The 7345-nt window shown below is 33.2% G+C and carries 6 protein-coding genes; all 6 read right to left on the bottom strand.

Annotated features, from left to right (window positions below):
• Positions 1-47 precede the first annotated feature (47 nt).
• The gene (locus H2O64_RS20555) at positions 48-689 is read right to left on the bottom strand and encodes a 4'-phosphopantetheinyl transferase family protein (protein ID WP_187564120.1); all 642 of its coding nucleotides are present in this window, start codon (positions 687-689) and stop codon (positions 48-50) included.
• An 81-nt stretch (positions 690-770) separates the two neighbouring features.
• Positions 771-1370 (bottom strand): hypothetical protein, encoded by a 600-nt coding sequence (locus tag H2O64_RS20550; RefSeq protein ID WP_187564119.1) that lies wholly within the window; start codon positions 1368-1370, stop codon positions 771-773.
• A 10-nt stretch (positions 1371-1380) separates the two neighbouring features.
• Positions 1381-2091, bottom strand: a complete 711-nt coding sequence (locus H2O64_RS20545; protein ID WP_187564118.1) for a thioesterase II family protein — start codon at positions 2089-2091, stop codon at positions 1381-1383.
• A 6-nt stretch (positions 2092-2097) separates the two neighbouring features.
• Positions 2098-3786 (bottom strand): cyclic peptide export ABC transporter, encoded by a 1689-nt coding sequence (locus H2O64_RS20540; protein WP_187564117.1) that lies wholly within the window; start codon positions 3784-3786, stop codon positions 2098-2100.
• Positions 3787-3818: 32 nt separating this feature from the next.
• Positions 3819-5696: an asparagine synthase (glutamine-hydrolyzing) gene (asnB, locus tag H2O64_RS20535; RefSeq protein WP_187564116.1), complete on the bottom strand. Its 1878-nt coding sequence runs from the start codon at positions 5694-5696 to the stop codon at positions 3819-3821.
• 57 nt (positions 5697-5753) lie between these two features.
• Entirely contained in the window at positions 5754-7313 is a 1560-nt protein-coding gene (locus H2O64_RS20530; protein WP_187564115.1) for an NAD(P)-binding domain-containing protein, read from the bottom strand.
• Positions 7314-7345 lie beyond the last annotated feature (32 nt).

Raw genomic sequence — 7345 nt, 5'->3', positions numbered from 1 at the left:
TTTTTTTGAGAATATTGAATTGTGTATAAGCTGTATGAACATTCAGCTTATGAAAATTGTTTTTGTATTAAAACTACGGGGGAATTGTAGGGCTCTTTGGTGGCAATATGAGCGATGTATTGTTCGGAAAGTGGAATTTCTTTTAAGTGCCAGTTTCCATAATTTAGTACGGTTGCCTGATTGTCCGTAATTTCTATGTCTTGCAATGGAATGTTTAGCCCATTTCCGATTGCCTTTACTACGGCTTCTTTTTTTGTCCAGTACGTGTAAAAAGTATTGTACTCTTCTAGATCTGTATAGATTGCTTTCGTTTCTGTTGGTGTCCAACAATTGTAAAAATCCGTTTTGTCTATTGGTTTTAGTGCTTCCACATCAATTCCAATACTTCCGTTGGTTGTAACAACACACATCACTAAAGTTTTAGAGTGTGAAATGTTAAAGTCTATTTTCCCAGGAATGGAAGGTCTACCGTATTGATTGTATGTGAGTACAGATAGATCAATTTTTGGAAACCCAATGTCTTGTAAAGCTTGTATTAGCAATAGTTTCCCTACCAACGAAGTGTGTGCATCTTCCCAATTTTTGTAACGACAAATTTTTTGTTGAATAACAAGCGGCATTTGGTCAAGATACCTTTGAAAGTCAAAAGTGTTTAGCGGCTGGTTTATGTTAGCATAATAAACTCTCATGATTTTTTGTATTAATACAAAATGTACCTAGAAATTTTCTAGATACATTCTGCATTAATTTTTATTTTTGTTCCCTTTTTATTATTTACCCATTCCTACTTTAGAAAGTTTAAATGAAGGTCCTTGTGCACCATTAGAGTTGATGATGAAAGGTAAATCTCTATTGTTAAGAATCCAATATTGTGTTTCCCCATCTTTTTCAACGATGTATATTGCGTCCACTTCTTCTCCATCAATTTTGATTTCTTTTCCTTTTGGAATTTCTTTCAATTCGAAAGTTTTCTCATCATATTGTGCCGTTTTTTTGCTTTTTATTTCGTCAAAAAACGCTTTTGATACACTAAATATGGTTTGATCTTTAGGAAGAATTCTTACTTCTCCAGGTCCAAGACCTTGCCAGTTAAAGTATTTTCCACTTTCTAATCCTTCTGCAGACATTACCCAGTTTCCAGAAAACTGTTTGTCTCCGTTACTCATCGTGTATTTGAACTTAACAGTTTCTGCATCCATTTCATTGATTTTTAATGCAAATAATACTTGACTTCCTTGAGGTCCGTCAGCTGAGTAGGTCATTATTAAATTGGGTTTTACATCTACATTCATCTTCTTTTGGGCAGTTGCAGAAAAGACAATAAATAGTGTAATTAAAGCGGTTACTAGTGTTTTAGTATTTACGTTCATAGTTTTTAATTTAATAGTTATTTAATAAGGTTTTTGTTTTTATGTAATAGTTAAATAGCGCTGTTATTTCTTTTTTGTGTTGAAATATGAAGAAATGATTTCCTTCAAATTCTTTGATATCAATGGTATGCGTACTTTCATCTTGCCAAGCTTTTGCTTCTTCCCATGTAACTTTGTCTTTGTTTCCTATGAAAACTGTTAATGGAATTTTTAAAGGTTCCTGTTTTTTATATTCATACGTTTCAATCGCTTTAAAATCTGCTCTTAGCGGAGGCTCAAATAGTGCCATAAGTTCATCATCTGCTAGTATTTCTTCTGGACATCCACCCATTTTTCTAATTTTATCTACAAATTCATCTTTCGGTAAATCGTGATAAAAAGGTGGAAGCCTTTTAATTTTTGGAGCTCTAGCACCCGAAACAAATAAGTGAATTGGATTTGCAAATTCACTTTCTACTATTTTACGCGTCAATAAGTGAGTTAAAATCGCTCCCATACTGTGACCAAAAATAGCATACGGTTTTGTTACGTTGTTTTTTAATTGTTCAAATAAATCATTTACGACCTCATTTACATTTGTTAGTAAAGGTTCTTGAAATCGTCTTCCCCTTCCAGGAAGTTCTAGTGTAATCAACTTAATGTTACGATCTAAAAACGCTTCCAAAGGAGTGTAGGAATATTTGTTTCCTCCTGCAAAATGTAAACAAACTAAATTCACCATATAAAGTTAACTTTTTCCTACTTGTTTTATAGTCCTTTGTGTTTTACTTTTCATAAACTGTGCCAAATTATCTTTATCGCTTACAATTTTTCCAAAATTAAATTTGATAACTCGCGTTGCTTTGTCATAATATTCGTCATCATGGGTAATTGCTATGATTGTTTTCCCTTGCTCTTTTAAGTGTGGTAATATTTCTTCATAGAAATATTTTCTAAACCCAGGATCTTGCTCCGCTGCCCATTCATCTAATACGATGATTTCTTTGTCTTCTAGTAGTGCATAAATAAGCGCAAGCCTTTTTTGTTGCCCTTTGGACAGGTTTTTATCAAATGCATTTTTCTCTTCATTTAGATGAAGTATTTCCTGCATTTTCATCATATCAATATGTGCTGTGAGTTCGTTATTGTCAGCTGCTAATTGAAATTCATCATAGTTTTCACTGAAGATATAGTTTGTAGTAAAGACTGCTGAGATTTTATCACTGTAATACATTAACTGACCTCTGTCAATAGGCAAGCCGTTGTAGTAAATATCGCCTTCATACGGTTTATATAATCCTGTAAGTAGGTTTCCAAATGTACTTTTACCACTACCATTTCCACCAGTTACAAATATGATTTCTCCTTTTTTGATGGTCAAATTTATTGGTTGTAAGTAAAATTTCTGGTTTCTTTCTTCATCATTGTAGAAATATGTTACGTTTTTGAATTGTATTTCTTTAAATGGTTCTGCATCGTTTAGCTTGGTTTTTTCAATTTTGTCCTGAATTGGATCAAGCATTTGCTCTATAAGATTTAAGCGTTCTGCTGCAATTTTTACCATTGTATAGGTTGGAATTAACGTAATTAAAACCGCTACAGGTCCAATAAGGTATAAGATTGTGATTAGAAAAGCCGTTGTTTTTTCAGAACTTATATTGAAAGCGCCTGGTAATACAAACATGACAATTCCTAAGATGATATACCAACTATAATATCCTGTCAGTTCATTATCCATATATTTTATAGAAGTATCTATGGCAATGTCTTTTCCTTTTACTCTGTTTTTTACTAGGAATTTATTGAAGATATTATTGTTTCGCAAGATTCCCATTTTCAATTCTTTAAAACCATGCAACATATCAGCTAGATACTGATAGTACGTGTTTTGAAGGTCTCTTCGTTCATTTAATTCTTTCTCAATAGCATTGTTTCTTACTAGATAAAAGATTAATAAGAAAACCATTGTTACCACCACTAAACCAGCTCCAATTGGAGAGATGTAGAATAGATATCCGAAACAAACGAAGATTACGATTAAGGAGTTGAACGCATTCATGAATACTTCAGGAACATTTCCTAATACTTTTGTATCATTGATGGCTGTGTATATTTTTTCATTTCCTATATCTTCAAAATCTTGATAGGAAGCCATTCGTAATTTTTTTAGAATCATTATTTCAAAATCAAACAATAAGTTATTGGTTAACCGAATCATGTACGTTTGAAAGAAACGAGAACATAGCAATGATGCTAAAATAATGGCAATGAAAAACGCCCAATCATATTCTGGAAAGAATGGAATTGGTTCTCTGATAATGGTGTTGTTTATAAAGATTAATAATCCCGCATTAAGAATACTATTGAATATTCCTAAGATCAGCATGAAGCCCATGGCTTTTTTAGATCTGTTTAATAATGTTTTGATAAAATTCATTTAGTGTTGGTTTTAAGAAAGAGAATTAAAATTTATGAAGCATTCGGTACATCAAAGACATCAATGAACATATTGAAAGTTAATACGATGATTAATAAATCTAAATCGTATGGTGGATTTAAAATAAATCCATCTCTACTATACATTTTTTTGAGACGTTCTATGGTATCTGGATTGAAATACCCTTGACTTTTGATACGATCGTAAGACAATAGATCATTTACCCATTCACTATTGGTTCGAAGTAAATGTGGGCTTCCAGGCGCCACAAATCCGAATTTTTCACGGTTTATTATTTGAGAAGGCACATACTTTTCTGCCACTTTTTTGAGTATGTATTTCTCTTGCATATCTTTTACCATCAATGATGGCGGTATTGTTTTAGCGAAATTGATAAGATCTACATCCAAAAATGGATAGCGACCTTCTACATTGTTTGCCAAAGTCATTCGATCTCCATGATCTGCAATTAAGTGTCCACCTAAACGCAGTTTGAAATCTACATACGAACGTTGATGAAAATGATGTCTGCCTTTTATACGTGCATGATCAATTGCTGGTTCGCGTAAGCAATCGAAATCTTTGTATGATTTGTTTAGTAGTGACGAATAGAGCGCTTGTTTTGTTTCTCTGAATTCGTTTTCATTTTTTTCATATATGAAATCTGGATTTCCCCAAAGTTTTTTCCGAACCTCATCTTCTCGCAAGTGTTCTAAGTCTTTATATCCGATGTTTCCTTCACGTCGTCCATCAAATTTATACCCTGCATATCCACCAAATAATTCATCTGCGCCTTCTCCAGAAAGTACTACTTTGATTTTTTCACTTTTTGCTCTTTCTGATAAAGCAATTGAACAGATATTATAGGTTTCTTTTAGTGGAGATTCTGAATAATAAATTACATCGCGCAGTTTACTTTCAAAATTGTCCCACCTAAATTCTATTTCGTTGTGTTTAGAGTTTACTTTCTCACTTAACATGCGCTGAAAACGTTGCTCGTTAATGTCTTTGTTTTCAGTGTTCGGAAAACAAATGGAGAACGAGTTGAATTCTTTGTCTTTGTCTATGTGTCGCATCATGCCTCCAATCATGGAAGAATCGAGTCCGCCACTTAGGTAGAAACCAACTGGAACATCTGCATTTAAACGATAGTCAACTGATTTTAAGAGTAGATCATTTAAGTTTTCTACATAGTATTCTTCTGATTTGTTACCATAGTCGTAATTACTTGTCGGATAATCTAGATTCCAGTATTCTTTAGTTTCTAGCTTATTGTTTTTTAAGATCGCGTAATGTCCAGGTTCTAAACCTCTTACATCATCAAAAAATGTAACTGGCGCAATGTTTGCTGGAAATGTAAAGATTTGATCTAATCCTTTGTGATCAATTTTTCGAGTCACATCAGGATGTTCTAAGATTGCTTTTATTTCCGAACCATATATGAAAGCGTCGTCTAAATTTGCATAGAATAAAGGACAGATTCCGAAATGATCTCTCGCCATGAATAGGAGTTCATTCTTTTTGTCATAGAGTGCAAAAGCAAACTGACCGTTGATCATGTTTAAGAAATCTACACCATATTCCATGTATAAATACACAATGACTTCCACATCACAGTTTGTTTGAAAGGTATATCCTTTAGCTTCCATTTTATGACGCAATTCCTTGTAATTGTAGATTTCTCCGTTACAGGTCATTACAATGGATTTATCCGGACTAAAAAACGGTTGCATTCCATGATCTAAATCAATGATACTTAGTCGCACAAAGCCAAGACCAACGTGACCGTCAACATAGCAAGCTGCATCATCAGGTCCGCGATGTTGTATTTTGTTTGCCATTTGAACTATGATCTTTTCATCGGCAACACGTTCTCTATCGAAATTATAAATTCCACTTATTCCACACATATTTTATAAATTGGTATGTTTTGTATTGATACTACTTATCAAGTTGATAAGCTGTTTTTATTCCGCAACTTTATAAAGATCATTTACTGACTTGATAAACTTTTTCAATGGATCAATATGAATTGCTTCTCTCCATACAGCTTCTAAGTCTTCAATGATGTGAAATTCGCGTACCATTTCATTGTTTCTGAAGTGACGTACAATTGGATGAATGAAAATACTGTTTTTAGCATTATCAACATCGTCTCTGTGTACACGTGTGTTAGATAAGTGATCGCCTTTCTCCTTTTTCTCCCCAAATTCCATAGTGATGATGAAGTATTCATTGTTCTCACCCATCATTTGTTCTTTAACGAAATCTACAGGAAGACTTTCATAGTATCGTACTTTGTTGTCTTCAATAACAGCAACATCTCCAAAGTATCCATATTGATTCCATAATGAAGAATTGTTATTGATGCGTTCTATGATTTGATCAGTTAGCGCATCTGTTTCCCAAGCTATTTCGGTTGATGGCAATGGAATGTTGTGATTTCTATATGCTAAAATTCTAGCCAAGAATGATGCATTGTATCTAAATCCGTGTATAAATCCTGAAGCTTGCTTTTTGTAGTCACGCATGTGTGTAAGCGTTCCTGCAAAGTATACACCTTTAGCATTTACAGATTGATAATCAGGTGTTTGATTTGGAAAACGACCTCTAATCACTACTTCTGGTCTGCAATTTTCTTCAAAAATAGAATTGTCAAACTTAAAGCCCGTACATAAAATGATACTATCGTAGACTAATTCTTCTTCTTCTCCTGCAATGTTGTTATATGTAACTGTAACTGCATATTGTCCGTTTTCCTTCTTTATCTTAGTGATGTCAGCATCTAAAACTGCATTTTGAGATTTTAAATGATAGGTATCTAAAAAGTTATTGTTTACCGCTCTTACATCTCCTACATAATGCGTATTCCATGCCATTTTTATAGTACTACCACTACAAACATGTGTAACCGCAGTAGTATCTACTAAATCGTCGGCTATTTCAAAAGCAGAGTTTCCTTTCCCTACAATTAAAACTCTTTTATTTTGATAGAGTTCCTTGTTGATATCCATATCCATGTAATGTATACCATATTCTATACCTGGAATATTAGGAACGTAAGGTTTAACCCAACCTGTTGCAACCACTAAATGATTACAGGTGTATGAATCTCCATTTGATGCTGTTAGTAAAAACTTTTCATCTTTGCCTATATTAGTGATTTCAACTCCGTAATCTATTGGTAAATTGTACCCAGTAGCGAAATCGTTTAAATACTCAACAAGTGTATCTGCTTTTGGGAAATATTTTCTGCTGTATTCTTTGAATTGTAGTTCATCTTTATCGCAAATTAACGAGTTCCAGTCAAATCTTAGATTGAAATCTTTATCGTCGTATCCTGTGAATACTTTATTGATAGAAATTAATGATCTATGACGAGGATAGCTTCTAAAGAAAGATCCTGATATATCGTTTTTTTCAAGAATTAAGAAGTCCAATTCATTTTTTTGCATGAAATACCCTAATTGCAAACCAGCAGGACCAGCACCAATTATAATATACTCTTTATGTGATATTTTTTTCATAATTAATTTTTTGTTAGTGAATTTATGGTTTT

This window comes from Kordia aestuariivivens, assembly GCF_014397005.1.
Classification (GTDB): domain Bacteria; phylum Bacteroidota; class Bacteroidia; order Flavobacteriales; family Flavobacteriaceae; genus Kordia; species Kordia aestuariivivens.
This window is presented reverse-complemented; position numbering and strand designations above follow the sequence as displayed.

Bases quoted from the DNA above. Each gene is read 5' to 3' on its own strand.
- H2O64_RS20555 (WP_187564120.1), bottom strand. From the start codon at position 689: ATGAGAGTTTATTATGCTAACATAAACCAGCCGCTAAACACTTTTGAC.
- asnB (WP_187564116.1), bottom strand. From the start codon at position 5,696: ATGTGTGGAATAAGTGGAATTTATAATTTCGATAGAGAACGTGTTGCC.
- H2O64_RS20530 (WP_187564115.1), bottom strand. From the start codon at position 7,313: ATGAAAAAAATATCACATAAAGAGTATATTATAATTGGTGCTGGTCCT.
- H2O64_RS20540 (WP_187564117.1), bottom strand. From the start codon at position 3,786: ATGAATTTTATCAAAACATTATTAAACAGATCTAAAAAAGCCATGGGC.
- H2O64_RS20545 (WP_187564118.1), bottom strand. From the start codon at position 2,091: ATGGTGAATTTAGTTTGTTTACATTTTGCAGGAGGAAACAAATATTCC.
- H2O64_RS20550 (WP_187564119.1), bottom strand. From the start codon at position 1,370: ATGAACGTAAATACTAAAACACTAGTAACCGCTTTAATTACACTATTT.